General features: G+C 73.0%; 14 protein-coding genes. 7 read left to right on the top strand and 7 right to left on the bottom strand.

Features of this window, described 5'->3' with window-relative positions; genetic code table 11:
• The gene (locus K2F47_RS29980) at window positions 1–645 is read left to right on the top strand and encodes a M15 family metallopeptidase (protein WP_242909138.1); all 645 of its coding nucleotides are present in this window, start codon (window positions 1–3) and stop codon (window positions 643–645) included.
• Here K2F47_RS29980 and K2F47_RS29975 read toward each other — a convergent pair.
• Window positions 642–1,343 carry a hypothetical protein gene (locus K2F47_RS29975; protein ID WP_242909136.1) on the bottom strand — a complete coding sequence of 234 codons (702 nt, stop codon included), beginning with the start codon at window positions 1,341–1,343 and terminating at the stop codon, window positions 642–644. The two genes, K2F47_RS29980 and K2F47_RS29975, sit on opposite strands and share 4 nt — an antisense overlap.
• Before the next feature lie 105 nt (window positions 1,344–1,448).
• On the opposite strand from K2F47_RS29975, the gene K2F47_RS29970 reads away from it, so the two are divergent.
• Window positions 1,449–3,023 (top strand): MFS transporter, encoded by a 1,575-nt coding sequence (locus K2F47_RS29970; RefSeq protein WP_242909134.1) that lies wholly within the window; start codon window positions 1,449–1,451, stop codon window positions 3,021–3,023.
• Here K2F47_RS29970 and arfB read toward each other — a convergent pair.
• The 6 genes from arfB to K2F47_RS29940 form a co-directional block, all read right to left on the bottom strand.
• Window positions 2,992–3,414, bottom strand: a complete 423-nt coding sequence (gene arfB / locus K2F47_RS29965) for an alternative ribosome rescue aminoacyl-tRNA hydrolase ArfB (protein ID WP_242909132.1) — start codon at window positions 3,412–3,414, stop codon at window positions 2,992–2,994. The genes K2F47_RS29970 and arfB overlap by 32 nt on opposite strands.
• Window positions 3,415–3,611: 197 nt before the next feature.
• Window positions 3,612–4,700: a S1C family serine protease gene (locus K2F47_RS29960; protein ID WP_242909131.1), complete on the bottom strand. Its 1,089-nt coding sequence runs from the start codon at window positions 4,698–4,700 to the stop codon at window positions 3,612–3,614.
• Window positions 4,701–4,960: 260 nt separating this feature from the next.
• Window positions 4,961–6,496, bottom strand: a complete 1,536-nt coding sequence (locus K2F47_RS29955) for a sensor histidine kinase (RefSeq protein ID WP_272497678.1) — start codon at window positions 6,494–6,496, stop codon at window positions 4,961–4,963.
• Window positions 6,496–7,227 (bottom strand): response regulator transcription factor, encoded by a 732-nt coding sequence (locus tag K2F47_RS29950; protein WP_242909709.1) that lies wholly within the window; start codon window positions 7,225–7,227, stop codon window positions 6,496–6,498. Before K2F47_RS29950 ends, K2F47_RS29955 begins: the two co-directional genes overlap by 1 nt.
• Before the next feature lie 109 nt (window positions 7,228–7,336).
• Window positions 7,337–7,888: a peptide deformylase gene (gene def, locus K2F47_RS29945; protein WP_242909129.1), complete on the bottom strand. Its 552-nt coding sequence runs from the start codon at window positions 7,886–7,888 to the stop codon at window positions 7,337–7,339.
• Window positions 7,889–7,991: 103 nt separating this feature from the next.
• Window positions 7,992–9,062: a DivIVA domain-containing protein gene (locus K2F47_RS29940; protein WP_242909127.1), complete on the bottom strand. Its 1,071-nt coding sequence runs from the start codon at window positions 9,060–9,062 to the stop codon at window positions 7,992–7,994.
• Window positions 9,063–9,389: 327 nt separating this feature from the next.
• On the opposite strand from K2F47_RS29940, the gene K2F47_RS29935 reads away from it, so the two are divergent.
• From K2F47_RS29935 to K2F47_RS29915, 5 genes are all read left to right on the top strand, one after another.
• Window positions 9,390–9,911 carry a gamma carbonic anhydrase family protein gene (locus tag K2F47_RS29935; protein ID WP_242909125.1) on the top strand — a complete coding sequence of 174 codons (522 nt, stop codon included), beginning with the start codon at window positions 9,390–9,392 and terminating at the stop codon, window positions 9,909–9,911.
• 108 nt (window positions 9,912–10,019) lie between these two features.
• Complete coding sequence (locus K2F47_RS41555; protein WP_242909123.1) at window positions 10,020–14,027, top strand: AAA family ATPase; 4,008 nt, start codon at window positions 10,020–10,022, stop codon at window positions 14,025–14,027.
• Window positions 14,028–14,251: 224 nt separating this feature from the next.
• Window positions 14,252–14,434 carry a hypothetical protein gene (locus K2F47_RS29925; RefSeq protein ID WP_242909121.1) on the top strand — a complete coding sequence of 61 codons (183 nt, stop codon included), beginning with the start codon at window positions 14,252–14,254 and terminating at the stop codon, window positions 14,432–14,434.
• A gap of 613 nt (window positions 14,435–15,047) precedes the next feature.
• Window positions 15,048–15,665 carry a DUF47 domain-containing protein gene (locus K2F47_RS29920; RefSeq protein WP_242909120.1) on the top strand — a complete coding sequence of 206 codons (618 nt, stop codon included), beginning with the start codon at window positions 15,048–15,050 and terminating at the stop codon, window positions 15,663–15,665.
• The gene (locus K2F47_RS29915) at window positions 15,662–16,822 is read left to right on the top strand and encodes an inorganic phosphate transporter (RefSeq protein ID WP_242909119.1); all 1,161 of its coding nucleotides are present in this window, start codon (window positions 15,662–15,664) and stop codon (window positions 16,820–16,822) included. Before K2F47_RS29920 ends, K2F47_RS29915 begins: the two co-directional genes overlap by 4 nt.
• The last annotated feature ends 69 nt before the right edge of the window (window positions 16,823–16,891 follow it).

Here is a 16,891-nt window from a genome sequence, read left to right as displayed (position 1 = left end):
GTGAGCGAGATTGTCTTGATGGCCGACGCCAGGGTCGCGGGGGTGCCGGTGCGTGAGTGCGGGGAGCCGCTTGTCGATGCGCGGGAGTTCCTGCTCGTGGATCGGCGTTTGCAGGACGATTCCGACGGCTACTTCTCCTTGCGCCAGGGCGTCCTTGAACGGCTTCGTCGGGCGGAGGCGGCCCTGCCGACGGGTATGCGGTTCCTCGTGGTCGAGGGGTATCGGCCCCTGGCGCTTCAGCGTCGGTATTTCGACGAGTACGCCAGGGGCCTCCGCGTCGAGCACGGCGACTGGACGGAGGAGCAGGTCCGGTCGGCGGCGAGCCGTTTCGTCTCGCCGGTCGAGATCGCGCCGCACAGCGCGGGGGCGGCGGTGGATCTGACGCTCGTCGATGGTGAGGGTAACGAGCTCGATCTGGGGACGCCCATGAACGCCTCGCCGGAGGAGAGCGGCGGCAGGTGTTACACGGCTTCCGGTGGGATCAGTGCGGGGGCTCGTGAATTGCGCGGGGTCCTCGGGGGAGCGTTGGAGTCCGTGGGGCTGGTGAACTATCCGACCGAATGGTGGCACTGGTCGTTCGGGGATCGGTACTGGGCTTTGATCAGTGGGGCGGACAGCGCTTGTTACGCGCTGATTGAGGGTTAGAGGTTTCTTAGGCGGGTGCGGGCTTCGGTTAGGCGGGCGCGGAGTTCTTCTACCGGGGTTCCGGTGCTGCCGGGGGTGGCGAGTTCGTCCGCGATCAGGCGTTCGTGCCACTGGATGGCGCGGTTGGCGTAGCCCTCCTCCAAGGCGTGGCGGCGGACGGTGTCGGTGGTCGTGCCGATCAGGGCCTCGGCGGCGGTGAGCAGGGCGCCGTGCTCGGCGGTCGTCATCGGGGCGAGGCCGGAGGTCACCTGGTGTTCAAGGTCCTCGTCGACGACGCCGAGACGGACGCGGGTCGCGGCCCACTCGTCCAGCCGGACGAGGGTGCGGACGGCCGCGTCGGCGCCGGGCGGCAGGTCGGCGGCCGGGGATTCGCCGGTCAGCCAGTGCTCGATGAGGGCTTGGTCGAGGCGCCGGTCGGCCTCGGCGTAGCGTTCGTGCGCGGTCTGCTTCGAGACGTCGCCGAGGGCCTCGCCGATGGCCGCCCACGGCGCGCCGCGCCTGCGGTCGCACAGCACCGCCAGCTCCATGACCTGCTCGGCCTGCGCGACCAGTTGCCGCGCCTCGTCGGTGAGGTCGCCCGGGAGCCCGTCGGCCCCGGTGCGGACGAGGACGGCGGCGCGGTCGGCCAGTTGGGCGGCGGCCTCGCACAGCGCCACCCGGATCCGGGACGCGCGGTTCAACTCGGCGGATTCGCTCATGCGTCAAGGAGATCCTGACGCGATCTTCACGTCAAGGCGTTGTCGAGATCCGGTGCTCGGCTCCGACCAAGTCATGGATGTGGCCCCTGAGAAGAGGAGACCGGCATGGCACAGGAGATCGCGCCCCGGCGCGCGTGGCTCGGATTGGCGGTGCTCGTCCTGCCGACCCTGCTGGTCGCGATGGACATCACGGCGCTGTTCCTCGCGTTGCCGCAGATCAGCGAGGACCTCGGCGCGAGCGGCACCGAGCAGTTGTGGATCACGGACGGCTACGGGTTCCTGATGGCCGGGTTCGTGATCACGATGGGGACGCTCGGCGACCGGATCGGACGCCGCCGGTTGCTGCTCGTCGGCGGCACGGCGTTCGCGATTCTTTCGGTGGTCTCGGCATATTCGGTGAACCCGCAGATGCTGATCGCCGCGCGGGCACTGCTCGGGGTCGCGGGCGCGACGCTGATGCCCTCGACGCTCGCGCTGATCACCAACATGTTCCCGGACGACCGGCGGCGCGGCCGGGCGATCGCGATCTGGGCGACCTGCCAGTTCGCCGGGGGCGCGCTCGGGCCCGTCCTGGCGGGGCTGCTGCTGCGGTGGTTCTGGTGGGGGTCGGTGTTCCTGGTCGCGGTGCCGGTCATGGTCGCGCTGCTGGTGCTGGGGCCGGTGCTGCTGCCCGAGTTCCGCAGCCCGGCGCGCGGACGCCTCGACCTGCTCAGCGTCGGGCTGTCGCTGGCGGCCGTGCTGCCCGCGGTGTACGGGCTCAAGCGGCTCGCCGTCGACGCCTCGGACGGGACGCTCGTCCCGGTCGCGGCGATCGTCGGCGGTGTGGTGGTGGGTGTCGTCTTCGTCCGGCGGCAGCTCGCGCTCAGCGAGCCGCTGCTGGATCTGCGGCTGCTGCGGAACCGTTCGTTCGCCGCCGTCCTGGTCGGGCTGGTGTTCGCGGGGGTCGCCATGGCCGGGACGGGGCTGATGGCCACGCAGTACCTCCAGGGCGTCCTGGGGCACTCGCCGCTGGCGTCGGCGGTGCTGTTCGCGCCGATGGGGCTGGGCGTCGCGGCGGGGACGATGACCGCGCCCCTGCTGGCGCGGCGCATGCGTCCGGCCTCGGCGATCGCCGCCGGGCTGTGCCTGTCGGTCGTCGGCTGCGTCCTGGTGACGCGGGTGGACGGCACGGACGGCCTCCCGTGGCTGATCGCCGGGGTCGCCGTGCTCGCGCTCGGCACCGGTCCGCTGTTCGCGCTCGGCACCGGCCTCGTCGTCGGCTCGGTGCCGCCGCAGCGCGCCGGTGCGGCGGCGGCGATGTCGGAGACCAGCAACTACTTCGGCTCGTCGCTGGGCATGGCGGTGCTCGGGGTGGTCGGCGCCGCCGTCTACCGCTCGCGGATGGCGGACGCGCCGGACGCCGCGCGCCAGACGCTCGCGGGCGCGGACGCCGTCGCCCGCGACCTGCCGGGCGTCCAGGGCGAGGCGCTGCTGCGCACCGCCCACGACGCGTTCACCAGCGGGTTGCACGTGACCGGCGCCATCTCCGCCGTGGTCTTCGCCGCCCTCGCGCTCCTGATCAGGGCGACACGCCCCACCGAGCCGTCCGACAAAGGGGCGGCGGGCGCGCAGCCCGCGGCCGAACGCGCGGCGGCTTGGGGCACCCCCGCTAGTCCCAGCGGCGGGAGCGGGAGCGTTTGACGTTGGAGCGGCGCTTCTTGTTCTCCAGGCGGCGTTCGTTGATGCCGCGCGGGATCTTCTTGGGGACGCGCTTCTTCGGCGGCGGGGCGGTGGCCTCGGCGAGGATCGCGGCGAGGCGGGCGCGGGCGGCGTCGCGGTTGCGGAGTTGGGAGCGGAACTCCTCGGCGCGGATCGTGAGGACGCCGCGGACGAGGCGTCCGGCGAGCCGTTCCAGGGCGCGGGTCTTGTAGGGCTCGGGCAGGGACGAGGCGGCGACGTCGTAGGAGAGTTCGGCGGCGGTGGCGCTGGTGTTGACGTGCTGCCCGCCGGGGCCGGAGGACCGGGAGAAGCGCCAGCGCAGCTCGGACTCCGGCACGGAGACCGAGCCGCGGATGTGCAGCTCCTCGGACATGTCGTCGATTATCCCCGGACGGGCGGGGGATTGTCGTTCGGTTTTCCGGCCGGGAATGCGAGAACGGCCGCGTGTCCCCAAGACACGCGGCCGTTCTCGGGCCCCACCCCCGGCCCGGGGAGGGGCCCCTGTGACCCAGGGACGGCCGTCCGTCCTCCCGCTCCCCCCAGAGCACGAACGGACGGGTCGTCCTCAGGTCAGGTCTGAGGGGCGTCCATGATCTGCTGGGCGACCCGCTTGGCGGTGTTGGACGGGATCGCGAAGCCGACGCCGATGTTGCCGCCGCTGCCGCCGGAGGTGGCGATGGCGGTGTTGACGCCGATCACCTGCCCGGCCGCGTTGACGAGCGCGCCGCCGGAGTTGCCGGGGTTGATCGCGGCGTCGGTCTGGATCGCGTTCTCGATCACGGTCTGCTGCTGCTGGGAGAGCTGCCCGCGCATACCGGGCGGCAGGTTCTGCTCGCCGCCGGAGTCGCCCTCCTGGATCTGGCGGCCGAGCGCGCTGACGATGCCGGAGGTGACCGAGCCGTCCAGGCCGAGCGGGCTGCCGACGGCGAGGACCTGGTCGCCGACCGCGAGCGCCGCGCTGTCGCCGAGCGTGGCGGGCTTCAGGCCGGACAGGCCCTCGGCCTTGATCACGGCGATGTCGTTGCGGGTGTCGGCGCCGAGCACGCGGGCGTTGGCGGTGCGCCCGTCGCTGAGCTTGACCTGTGCCTGGCGGGCGCCGGACACGACGTGCGCGTTCGTCATGATCGTGCCGTCCGGGCGCAGGATCACGCCGGAGCCGCCGGAGGTGCCGCGCGCGGTCTGCGCCTGGATCGACACGACGCTCGGCTGGACGGCCTTGGCGACCTGCGCGATCGTGCCCAGCTTCGTGGAGGCCCCGGCGACGGCCGTGGGGCTGGAGGAGGCGCTCGTGCCGTCCGTCACGGCCATCGCCAGGGCCGCTCCGGTGCCGCCCGCGCCCACGGCGATCAGCGCGGCGGCGCCGAACGCGGCGAGCTTGCGGCGGGCCGTCCACAGCCCGCGCGGCTGCGGCGCGATGGGGTCGGTGACGGTCTGGTAGGGCGGGAAAAGCGGGCCGCCGTGGTAGGGCGGCGCTCCCTGCGGGCCGCGCGGCGGGGGTGCGGCGTGCGCGGCGGGCGGGGCGGGGTGGATGGACGGGTCGGTCGGGCCTTGCTGGTGGGACGACGCTCCGGGGCCACCGGGCGGCTGCCAGGTCGGGCCGTGCGGAGCGGTGTCCGGTCGTTGCGGCTCCCAAGGCTGCCGCGGTTGGTCGGCGCTCATGTCTTCCCCCTGTCTCTTGACCATGAGCCTGCGCCCCGGGCCTGCAACCCGCCTGGAGCCAACCTGAAAGTGTGCTGAACGGCGACAGGTCACAAAAAACCGTGGCCGAGGGGGTGTGCGGCGTGCATCCCCTCGGCCACGGTGCCCTGACGTTGGCCAGGGCGCGAGTCCCCCGGTCCCGCCGGGATCGGGACGCGCCCTGTGATCCCCACCCAAGCGCACGTTCCTGAAAGGAGCCTGAACGCCGTCCGGGAAAAGGATCAGTCCGGGTCGAGGGGGAGGACGACCCGGAACACCGCGCCCTCGCCCGGGGTGGAGTCGGCCTCCACCAGCCCGTTGTGCGCGGCGACCAGCGCGGCGACGATCGCGAGGCCGAGGCCGGTGCCGCCGTCCTCCCGGGAGCGGGCCGGGTCGGCGCGGTAGAACCGCTCGAAGACGCGCTCGGCCTGCTCGGGGGAGAGGCCGGGGCCCTCGTCGGCGACCTCGACGATCGCGGCGGGCGCGCCGCGCAGCGTGCCCGGCGACAGCCGCACCTCGATCGGCGTGCCCGCCGGGGTGTGCCGGATCGCGTTGGTCAGCAGGTTGCCGAGCACCTGCCGCAGGCGCGGCTCGTCCCCGCGCACCTGGTAGGCCATGCCGCCCTCGACCGACAGCTCGACGGTCCGCGCGGGCGCGAGCACCCGCGCCTCCTGGACGGAGTCGGCCGCGACGGCGAGCAGGTCGACCGGGCGGCGCTCGATCGGGCGCTCGCGGTCGAGGCGGGCGAGCAGCAGCAGGTCCTCGACGAGCAGGCCCATCCGGGACGCGGTCTCCTCGATGCGCCCGATCAGCCGGGCGATGTCGGCCGGGTCCCGCGCCGCGCCCTGCCGGTAGAACTCGGCGAAGCCGCGGATCGCGGTGAGCGGGGTGCGCAGCTCGTGGCCCGCGTCGGCGACGAAGCGGCGCATGCGCTCCTCGGAGTGGCGCGCCGCGTCCTCCGAGCGGCGCGCGGCGGCCTCGGACTGGGCGCGCGCGCCGAACGCCGACTCGATCTGGCTGAGCATCACGTTCAGCGAGCGGCCGAGGCGTCCCATCTCGGTCGCCGGATCGCCCTCGGGCACACGTCTGGACAGGTCTCCCGCCGCGATCGCCCCGGCCGTCTCCTCCACGGCGGCGAGCGGGCGCAGCGCGGCCCGCACCACCCACACGCCGAGGACGACCAGCACCGCGAGCACGAGCAGGCCCACGATCACGTCGATCGCGACGAGCCGCCCGACCGTGCGCTCGATCTCGTCCATGCTGAGCCCGAGGATGATCACGCCGCCGCCGGGGATCGGCTCGGCGAGCACCCGCCACGGCGAGCCGGGGCCGCCGCCGCTCACCGTGAACGGCTCGTAGAGGTGCCGGCCGAGGTTCGCCGGCAGCTTCGGGTAGCCCTGCACGCCCCACGGGCTGTTCTGCTGGACGGGCCGTCCGGCGTCGTCGCGGATCTGGACGTTCATCTCGCTCGGAATGCGGACGTCGATCTGCGCGCGCCCGGCCTCCAGCTGCGGGACGACCTGCGTGAGCGCGCGCTGCACCCAGCCCTTCAACTGGTCGTCGGCGCGCGTCACCAGGTACTCGCGCAGCACCGACGTGCTCGCCGCGCTCATCGCGGTCATCCCGAGCGTGACGAGGACGAGCATCCCCGCGACCAGCTTCACCCGCAGCGGCGTCCGCCCCCAGAAGGAACCGAGCCGCCACGCGGGCGGCGCCGCAACGGAACCGGCGGAACCGGCGGAACCGGCGGGGCCGAGAGCCGGGGCCCGGGTGGCCATCAGCCCTGGGCGGGGGGCTCGCGCAGCACGTATCCCACGCCGCGCAGGGTGTGGATCAGCCGCGGCTCGACGTTGTCGACCTTGCGGCGCAGCGCGGACACATACGACTCGACGATCCCCGCGTCGCCCCTGAAGTCGTAGTTCCACACGTGGTCGAGGATCTGCGCCTTGGACAGCACGCGGCCCGCGTTCGCCATGAAGTAGCGCAGCAGCTTGAACTCGGTCGGCGAGAGCTGGACGGGCCGGCCGTCGCGCCAGACCTCGTGGCTGTCCTCGTCGAGCTCGACGTCGGCGAAGACCATCCGCGGCGTCGCCTCGGCCACCCCGCCCCGGAACCGGCGCAGCACGGCGCGGATGCGGGCGATGACCTCCTCCAGGCTGAACGGCTTGGTGACGTAGTCGTCGCCGCCGATCGTCAGGCCCTTGACGCGGTCCTGGACGGCGTCGCGCGCGGTGAGGAACAGCACCGGCGTGTGGTCGCCGCCCGAGCGCAGCCGCCGCGCGACGTCGAACCCGTCGATGTCGGGCAGCATCACGTCCAGCACGATCAGGTCGGGCCGGTGCCGCCGCGCGGCCTGCACGGCGTCGGCGCCGTTGGTCGCGGTGACGACCTCGAAGCCGGTGAAGCGCAGGCTCCCCGAGAGCAGTTCCAGGATGTTCGGTTCGTCCTCGACGACGAGCAGCGTCGCCTCGGCCGCCCTGCCGCCGCCGTTCGCCGTCCGTTCAACCAGTGACACGTGGTCCCCCTCCACCAATCATGGCAGAGGGTGCCATCCGAACCTGAAAGCGACCTGAACGTCACCCGTCCGCGTGCCTAGCATGCCCCCTTTCGAGGGGCCTTCAGCGGTTGAGGGCGCGGATCGCGCGCATCGCCTCGCGGCGCGCGTCGCCGGACAGGACGTCGACGTAGACCTTGCCGTCGAGATGGCCGCACTCATGCTGGAGGCAGCGGGCGAAGTAGCCGGTCCCCTCGACGCGGACGGGACGGCCCTTCACGTCCACGCCCTCGACGACAGCGTGGGAGAAGCGGGGGGTCTCGAAGTTCATGCCGGGCAGCGACAGGCAGCCCTCGCGCTCGACGAGCGTCTCGCCGTCGGCGGCGACCAGCACCGGGTTGACGACGTGACCGACATGGCGGCGGTCGCGGTCGTCCTTGCAGTCGTAGACGAACGCGCGGAGCGGGGCGCCGACCTGGTTGGCGGCGACGCCCGCGCCGTCCTCGTCGTACATGGTGATGAACATGTCGTCGATCAGGCGTTCCAGGGACTCGTCGAACCTCGTCACGGGGTCGCATCCGGTGCGCAGGACGGGGTCCCCGAGGAGCCTGATCGGGCGGGGGGTTCCGCGGCGCCGTCCCCGGCGGTCGGCGTGCGCGGCGGTCTTCTTGCTCACCCCGAGATCCTACGAGACCCCCGAACCGCCGGAACGCGGCGGGCGGCGCGCCCACGGCCGAGGCCGGGACGCGCCGCCCGTGCGCGTATGAACGGACGCGCGGTCAGCCGAGGTCGGAGGGACCACCGGCGGGGCCGCGCGGCGAGACCGGGCCGGGGCCGTCGTCCTCCACCGGACGCGACGCCTGCGGCGAGCGCGGGGCCTGCGGCGGGATCTGCGGGGCCGGGCCGTCGGCGGACGGCGGCTCCGGGTCGGCCTTGCTCAGCGACGGCCCGGACGCCGCGGACGCCCCGGACGGCAGCGGCGTCGCCGGGGACGGCGGCTTGGCCGCGGACGGTGCCGAAGCGGGCTTGGCCGGTGCGGCAGGCGTCGCGGGCGTCGCCGGGGTCGCGGACGCCGCCGGGGCGACGCTCACGGGCTTCGGCGTCGAGACGGAAGCGCTCGCCGCGGGGGTCGGCTGCTTGCGCGGCGGCACCTGCCGGACGGCGTCCTCGACCATCTTCTCCAGCGGGCCCGCCTCGTTCTCGGCGGTCAGCAGCCGGTGCAGGGTCTCGCTGATCTCGGTGAGCCGCTGGAGCGCCTGCGTGTGGTTCTTGGTGAGCGAGGTCAGCCGCTGCGTCGCGCCCTCGTTGATCACGCTGGCGCGGCGCTCGGACGCGGTGAGCGTGCGCTCGGCCTCGATCCGGGCGCTGGTCACCGTCTGCTCCGCCTCCTGCTTGGCGGCCGACAGGACGCTGTCGGACTCCTTCTTGGCGGAGGCGAGCACGCTCTCGGCCTTCTCCTGGGCCTGGGCCAGGTTCTTCTCGGCGTGCGAGCGCGCGTCGTCGATGATGCGCTTGGACTCCGCCTCGGCGTCCGCGCGGATCTCCGCGCCCGCCGCCTCGGCCTCGGCGACCTTGTCGCTGGCCTCGTCCTCGGCGAGGTTGATGATCTGCCGGAGCCGGTCGCTCAGGTCGTCCCCGGTCGGCTTGCGTGCCTCCCTGACCTCGGCCATCTCGCGGCGGATGCGCTCGGCGTCGTCCTGGGCGCGGGCGAGCCGCGCCTCCAGCTCGCGGTGCTTCTGCTGGGCGCGGGCGATGTAGTCGTCGACCTGGCGGCGGTTGTAGCCGCGCATGACGATCTCGAAGGACTCTTCTTGGAGGAGGTTCGGCAGGATTTCGGCTTCGTTGCTCATGGTGCCTTGGGGGGTCGTTGGCGGGGGTCATCACCCCGTCAGGGTCGGATGCGATCCTCACCCGCCTGTGAGCGGGCCCACATTAGAAACGTCAGGACGACTCTTGTCCGGTGCACCCCTTTCGCGCAACCGGAACGCGCTTCTCGCTGCGGTTTCTTCATCGCTTTCTTCATCCGTGTGGGCGGACAAACTATCCAAAGTCAGGAAAATTCGCGCTATCCCGGCGCCTGTGGCGCGGAGTCCGGGTGCCCGAACCTCGCGAGCCGACCCGGGGGGGCCGCTGACCCGGCGGGGCGGGACGCCGCGCTGCCGTCCTAGCATCGGCGCATGAACTACGTAGGTGCGTTGGGTGAGGACCGACCGAAGATCCATCCGGACGCGTGGGTCGCGCCCGGCGCGGTCGTGGTGGGCCGCGTGACGCTGGGCCGCGCGTCCAGCGTCTGGTACGGCTCGGTGCTGCGCGGCGAGGACGAGGACATCGTCGTCGGCGACGAGTGCAACATCCAGGACCTGTGCTGCCTGCACTGCGATCCGGGAGTGCCCGCCGTCCTGGAGGACCGGGTCAGCCTCGGCCACAAGGCGATGGTGCACGGCGCGCACGTCGAGACCGGGTCGCTGATCGGGATCGGCGCGATCGTGCTGAACGGCGCGCGGATCGGCGCGGGCACGCTGGTCGCGGCGGGCGCGCTGGTGCCGCCGGGCAAGAAGATCCCGTCCGGGGTGCTCGTCGCCGGGACGCCGGCGAAGATCGTCCGGGAGCTGCGGGACGACGACCGGCTCGTCCTGGAGCAGACCCCGCCGATCTACATGGCGAAGGCGGCGCTGCACCGGGAGGCGGCCTGGCAGTAGCCCGCGCTGTCCGGCTCCGGCGAATGCTGCGGCTCTGACCTGCGGTGACGCGGGTTCCGCATGATCAGGGGGACCCCCTACCGCAATCGGCTGACTACCATGACGTGCGTGGTGTGGGGACCGGGTTATGGCAGCGCTCCGCCGCCCAGCCCCCAGGCGGGGCAGGATCCGTTCGCGGAGGCAGAGCGCGACACGAGGGCGATGGTGGCCGCCGCGTGGTGGCCGTCGGCGCCTCCGCAGCAGCGCCAGCACGCCATCGGCGGACGCGTCCTCGTCCTGCCCGACGGCACCTGGTGGCTGTTCGGAGCGTGGGCGCGCTGGTATCGGCTGCACCCGTCCGACGGCCAGTGGTACCTGTGCCCGCCGCCGCGCACGCCCGCCGTCCGCATGGCCGCCCGTCCCGGGCAGGGCGTCGCGCAGGTCCCGAACCTGCCGCCGCACGTCGTCCCGGCCGGGCCCGACTTCTCGTTCGCGCCGCCCGCCGGGCTGCCGTTCGTCGGGCACGGGTTCGCGACGGAGGTGACCGCGCGCGTCCGCGCGACGGTGGACTCCGCCGCCGCGCTGGCCGCGCCCGAGTACCCGCACTGGTGGCCGCAGTTCACGCAGGACACGCCGTCCACCGTGGCGGTCACCTGGGGCGTGATGCTGTGGTGCGCGTCCGCGCCGGTGTTCGACGCGCGGCTGGACGCCCAGATGATCGACCTCTGGAAGCCCTACCGCGCCAAGCCCCTCCCCGAGGTCGACGGCCCGCGCTGGCTCACCCCGCCCGCGCTGGAGACGCTCGTCGGGCTCTACTCCGAGCGCCTGCGGGCGAGCCGGGTGGACGCGGCGGTGGTCGTGCTGCGGACGATGTGGGCCGTCGCGAGCGCCCTCCGCGACGACCCCCGGTTCCAGACGCGCGCGGACGCGCTGCTCGCCATCCTCGGGACGACGCTCAGCAACCCGACCGTCGACTACGGGGCGCTCCCGTACGGTGACCAGGCCCTCGTCCAGCAATGGCTGACGCGGTGCCCGCCCAACCTGGTGCCCGCGCTGCGAAACGAGAGCTCGCCCGGGGACAACTTCCGGCACGCCTTCTACACGCTGAGCGAGGCCATCGCCGACCTGTCCGGCGACCCCGCCGACCCCGCCTACGTGGAACCGCGCCTGGTGGCCGCCGCACTGCTGGCCGCCGACCTGGAGGTCGTCCGCAAGGACATGGCGGGCTCCATCGTCCCCTGGCTCGACCCGGAGATCCGCTACACCGTGCAGGCCGTCTCCGAGCAGAAGGGGCATCCGCTGCGCCGCCTCTGGCCGGACGACATGCGCCTGCCCGAGCCGCTGCGGTCCGCCGCCGGGTCCGGGCCCGGCGCGGAGACGCTCCTGGCCGCGATGTACGAGGTGGACCTCGCCTGGTGCCGCCTCGGCGGCATGCCCGCGCGGCCGCGCGGCTTCCCCGTCCCGACGGCGATCATCGCGGGCATCATCGGACGCAACCGCGCCCGCGCCACGGCCGCCGCCCCGACGCAGGCGTCGCCCACGCCTCCGCCGAGCCCGCCGCCTTCGCAACCGTCGCCGTTCGGCATGCAGAGCCAGCCCGGACTCGCGCCCGGCGCTTCGCCGCAGCCTCCCGGTGTGCCCGCGCAGCCGGACCGCCCTTTCGTCCAGCCGCCCGCGCAGCCGGGATGGGAGAACGCGCCGGGTCCGATGGGGTACGGCGCGCAGCAGGCCGGGTTCGCCCCGCCGGACCCGCTGCTTGGGGAAGAGGAACAGGGCGAGGCGAGCGTCGCGCCGCCTTACACCGAGCTCGGTTTCCAGCGTCCGGGCCCGGCCGCTCCTATGCAGAACCCGATGCAGAGTCCCGCGCAGAGCCCGATGCCGGGGCAGCAGGCGGCGTTCGGCATGCCCGGAGCACCCGTACCGGGCCAGGGGCGGGCGCAGGTTCAGCCGCCGTCGCCGTACAACGCGCCCGAGCCGCCGCAGCCGTCGTACGCGCAGCCGCCCCCCGAGCCGCCGCAGAACCTCTACCAGCCGCCCGAACAGGAGCCCGACCACGCGGACGAGAACTTCGCGCCGCCCTACACGCAGCTGGGCTACCAGCGTCCGGGCCAGGGGCCGCCCGCGCAGGGTCTCCCTCCGGGCGCGAACGTCCCGGCGGCGGCCATGGCGAACCAGGCGCCGCCGCCTCCCGAGCCCCAGCACCAGCCCCAGCACCCGCAACCGCAGCCCCAGCCGCAGGGGGCGTTCGACCCGAACGCCACCCGCCTGGAGGACCCCACGCCAAGTGGGCCGCCCGTTGGCCCGCCCGCCGGGCCGCCCGGTACGCGCGTGCTCGGCCCCACCGACCTCGGCGGCGACCCCGGCGATGCGCCCGGCGTCGGCCCCGGCACGCGCGTCATGTCCGAGACGATGGTCGGCGACTTCGGCTTCCTGGACGACACGCCCTCGCCGGAGCGGCCCGTCCACGAGATCCCGCCGCCGGAGGACCGCGGCCAGCGCCGCACGCTGGAGCGGTTCGGGATCGGCTACGTCTCCGGCGAGCACGACGCCGCCCGGTTGCTCGACGACCTGCGCGCGCAGGTCGAGGAGTGGAACGCGCCCGCCGACTCGGGCGCCGAGCGGACGCGGGTGGACGGGGCGCCCAGCTCGATCCGTCCCGGCGTCCCCGGCGTGCTGCTGGTCGGCGAGCCGCACTCGGGGCAGCGGCGGCTGGCCCGGATGATCGCGCTGACGCTCGCCGACGCGGGCGTCGGGGACGGGGCGATCCGCGCGCACGACGCCGAGGACGTCCGGAGCGCCCCGGCCGAGCGGATCGCGCAGCTGCTCGGCCAGGAGGGCCCGGCGATCCTGTTCGAGCGGCTGGACGTGGCGATCACCTCGGCGCTCGACCCGGTGGCCGTGGTGGGCGCGATCCGCAGGGCGCGCCGCGACCCGGTCAACAGGACGCCCGTCATCGCGACCTGCGAGCCGCGCGCCTACAAGCGGCTCCTCCAGGACCATCCGAAGCTGGTGCAGGTGTTCCGCGTCCACCGGATGCCCGACCTCAGCGACCTCGACGACCGCATGACGCTGCTGCACCTGCTCGCCGAGGAGCGCCGGGTCACGATCGGGGCGGCCGCGCTGGAGGCCGCCCGCGCGGACCTGGAGCGGTTGCGCGGCCCCGGCGACCTCGTCAACGCCCGGCTCGTCGAGACCTACCTCGACCAGGCGTGCCAGCGGCACCTGGAGCGCGCCGGGGCGTCCCGCGACCGGCTCGTGCTGACCCCCGACGACCTCGCGGGCGTCGCCGAGGGCATCGAGCCCGCGCTGCGCCCGCCCGGCGACATCGACGGCTACCTGCGCCGCCTCGACCAGCTCATGGGCCTGGACGAGGTGAAGGAGACCGTCCGCGAGCTGGCCGAGGAGGCGGGCCTGGCGGCCGACCGGGCGCGCTACGGCGTGACCTCGGACGCGAGCCGCCACCTGATCTTCACCGGCCCGGCCGGGACGGGCAAGACGACGGTCGCGGGCCTCGTCGGCGGCATCTACGCGGCGCTCGGGCTGCTGGAGGCGGGGCACCTGGTGGCGTGCCGCCCCGTCCACCTGGCCGGACGCGACCAGGTGGACACCGAGAACCGGGTCGCGAGCATGATCGAGCAGGCGCTCGGCGGCGTGCTGCTGATCCAGGAGGCGCACCGGCTCGACCGGAGCCCGGCCGTGGTGAGCGAGCTGCGGCGGGCCATGCACGACCGCGGCGGACGGTTCGTCGTGATCTGTTCGAGCCACGGCCCGGAGATGGAGGGGTTCCTCGCGGGCAACCCCGGGTTCCGGGGCGAGTTCGGACGCGTCGTCGAGTTCACCGGAATGGGCGACCGGGAGCTCGTGCAGCTCTTCCAGAACTACGCGGAACGCGACCTCTACATGCTCGACGAGGAACTGCGCGTCGAACTGCTGAACCGGTTCGCGCGGATGCGCGAGGACCCAGCGTTCGCCTACGCGCGCGCCGTCCGGGCGCTGTTCGAGCAGACGGTCGCGCGGCAGGCCGCCCGGCTCGCGGGCGCCGACGTCAACGCCGCGACCGTCGCCCGGCTCACCCCGCGCGACCTGCCCGAGTCGGCGCTGGAGCAGATGCTCGGCGACTTCCGTCCAGGCGGCTGACCTGGGCTTTCGCGCCTCCGTCGCAGGTCGGCGACACAGCCTCACCGCCAGGCGGCCACACTCCCGTGTCCTTTCCTGGGTGGGACTTTCGCATCATTTCGGGCCCACCCGGGAAGACCAGCAAGGAGAGTGGCCCCCGAATGGCCCTCTTGGGTCATGCGCCCGTCGGGGCGGGACGCGTAGCCTCGACCTGGGTGTGGGGGGAACGAACGGAGGTGGACGCGGTGAGCCAATACCTCGACCTGCGCGTCCACGACCGTGTTGCGCTGGACGAGATCGAACTCTATGCCGAGATGCTCAGCGCCGTGGCGGCGGCCAAGGAGCCGCTGTCCGTCGCGGAGATCGACATGGTGCTCGGAGTACGGTCCGACGAAGCCGGTCGTCGCGAGCTGACGCCGCAAGACTAGCCACGGGACCAGCCGCGGGCTAGCCCCTGCCGGCCGACGCCGCAGAGACAGCAGGCAGCGAGCACCGGGGACGCCGATTACGGGCGTCCCCGGTTCGCGTTTAGGACCACCCCGCATCTCGTCCCCCGGATAGACCGGCATCGGCCTCGCCCGGTTCCGTAACGTTCGATTGGCCCGTTCCACGGCGCGTGCATGGGCGGTCACGGCCCTCCACCCCACCACCGGCCCGTCCGGTATCGGCCCTCCGCATCCCGGCTTCGGGACCATTGGCACGCACAGTGATCATCCGAGCGGTCCCGCCGGCACCCCCGAAACGGAGGCCGCCACCCCTCCGACCTTGGACGAGGCGCCGCGCCCGAGCCGCCGACCGCCGCGCTGTTAGGAATCTCACTCGCGCCCGTGATCACTCTCCGTGACAAGCCCTCCGCGACCTCGGGGGATCGGCCATCGCCGCAGATAGGGGGCCTCCCCGCGGGTATGTACCTGGTGATCTAGGGCAATCTTGTAGGTGAGAGGATGGAGGACACCGGCCGAAGCTGGGGCAAAGGTTCTTTTTACGGCTGGTTGCGCCTACGATCCTCTGCGGACTGTTCCGGCACATCAGGAGAACGACGTGCGCTTGCGTCTCACGCCGCGTGAGGACAGCTTCTACGACATGTTCGCCGACTCGGCGAACAACCTGGTCACCGGCGCCAGGCTGCTCGTGGAGCTCATCAGCGACGGCGCCGACCGGCCCGCGATCGCCGAGAAGATGCGCGCCTGCGAGCACGCGGGCGACGAATGCACTCATGCGATCATGCGCCGGCTGAACGAAACGTTCATCACGCCGTTCGACCGGGAGGACATCTACCGCCTCGCCTCGACGATCGACGACGTCATGGACGAGATGGAGGAGGCGGCCGACCTCGTCGTTCTCTACAAGATCGAGGAGTTCCCCAAGGGCATCGTCAACATGGTCGAGGTGCTGGAGCGGGCGGCCGAGCTCACCGCGGAGGCGATGCCGCGGCTGCGGTCGATGAAGGAGCTCAACGAGTACTGGATCGAGATCAACCGGCTGGAGAACCAGGGCGACCAGGTGTACCGCAAGCTGCTCGCGCACCTGTTCAGCGGCGAGTACGACACGCTCACCGTCCTGAAGATGAAGCAGGTCATCGACCGGCTGGAGGAGGCGGCCGACGCCTTCGAGCACGTCGCCAACACGGTCGAGACGATCGCGGTCAAGGAATCATGAGCGCGCCGGGGGACGGCTCGACGCTCGTGCGGGGGCCGTCGACCGGGGAGGACGCCACGCTCGGCGAGCAGGCCACCCGCCGGGTGTCCGGCCGCGCCTGGCTGCTGCTGCTCGCGGGCGTCGCGCTGGTCACGGCCGCGGGAGCGGTCGGGCTGCGCTCGGACGCGCAGGCGGCGGTGCTCGTCCTGGTCGTCGTGGTCTCCCTCGTCTTCGACTACACCAACGGGTTCCACGACGCCGCGAACGCGATCGCGACCGCCGTCTCCACCCGGGCGCTGACGCCCCGGGTCGCGCTGCTGATGGCCGCCGTGATGAACATGCTGGGCGCGCTGCTCGGCGTGGAGGTCGCCAAGACCATCAGCGACGTCATCACCCCGCCGGACGACCTGCACGGCCTCACGGTCATCGCCGCCGGCGTCCTCGGCGCGATCACCTGGAACCTGATCACCTGGTACTTCGGGCTGCCGTCCTCGTCCTCGCACGCGCTGATCGGCGGCGTCGTCGGGGCGGGCATCGCGTCCGCCTCGACGGTGAACTGGTCGAGCGTCGTCGACAAGGTCGCGATCCCGATGGTGGTGTCGCCGGTCGTCGGCTTCCTGCTCGCCTACTCGGTGATGATCGCGATCCTGTGGATCTTCCGGCACGCCCATCCGGGACGGATCGGCCGCCGCTTCCGCATCGCGCAGACGCTGTCGGCCGCGTCCCTGGCCCTAGGGCACGGCCTCCAGGACGCGCAGAAGACGATGGGCATCATCGTCCTCGCGCTGGTCACCACCGGCCACTCCGACGGGAACTCGGTCCCGACCTGGGTGATCGTGGCGTGCGCGGGCGCGCTGTCGCTCGGCACCTACGCGGGCGGCTGGCGGATCATGCGGACGCTCGGTCGCAAGGTCATCGAGGTCGATCCGCCGAAGGGCTTCGCCGCCGAAGCGACCGCCTCCGTCGTGCTGTATGTGACCGCCTACTTCTGGCACGCTCCAATTTCGACCACCCACACGATCACCTCGGCCATCATGGGCGCCGGCGCGACCAAGCGGCTGTCGGCGGTGCGCTGGGGGATGGCGGGCAACATCGTCCTGGCCTGGGTCCTCACGATGCCGGCCGCCGCCGGCGTCGCCGCCCTCGTCTACGGCATCGTCCACTTCTTCGGCGGCTGACCCCCGACGGCCCGCCGCTCCGCGTTGGGAACGGCGGGCCTTTTTGCTGGTTACTTGCGGGGGTGCCGG

Source organism: Actinomadura terrae, from assembly GCF_022751215.1.
GTDB classification, from domain to species: Bacteria; Actinomycetota; Actinomycetes; order Streptosporangiales; family Streptosporangiaceae; genus Spirillospora; species Spirillospora terrae.
This window is presented reverse-complemented; position numbering and strand designations above follow the sequence as displayed.